The sequence below is a fragment of the Staphylococcus sp. EG-SA-2 genome (assembly GCF_017152085.1).
On the sequence record NZ_JACYHC010000206.1, the window covers coordinates 1 to 521 of the forward strand.

The following is a 521-nucleotide window of genomic DNA, read 5'->3' on the forward strand; positions in this document are numbered from 1 at the left end:
AGTGATTCAAATAGCGATTCCGAGTCAGGTTCTAACAATAATGTAGTTCCGCCTAATTCACCTAAAAATGGTACTAATGCTTCTAATAAAAATGAGGCTAAAGATAGTAAAGAACCATTACCAGATACAGGTTCTGAAGATGAAGCGAATACGTCACTAATTTGGGGATTATTAGCATCATTAGGTTCATTACTACTTTTCAGAAGAAAAAAAGAAAATAAAGATAAGAAATAAGTAATAATAATATTAAATTAATCATATGATTCATGAAGAAGCCACCTTAAAAGGTGGCTTTTTTACTTGGATTTTCCAAATATATTGTTTGAATATAATTAATAATTAATTCATCAACAGTTAATTATTTTAAAAAGGTAGATGTTATATAATTTGGCTTGGCGAAAAAATAGGGTGTAAGGTAGGTTGTTAATTAGGGAAAATTAAGGAGAAAATACAGTTGAAAAATAAATTGCTAGTTTTATCATTGGGAGCATTATGTGTATCACAAATTTGGGAAAGTAATC

Annotated in this window: 1 protein-coding gene; it reads left to right on the top strand. The window is 28.6% G+C overall.

The features are described 5' to 3' along the window. Positions 1 to 234 (top strand): LPXTG cell wall anchor domain-containing protein (locus tag IDG60_RS01920; RefSeq protein ID WP_153154268.1); only part of this gene is annotated, 234 nt, incomplete at its 5' end. Between the last annotated feature and the right edge of the window lie 287 nt (positions 235 to 521).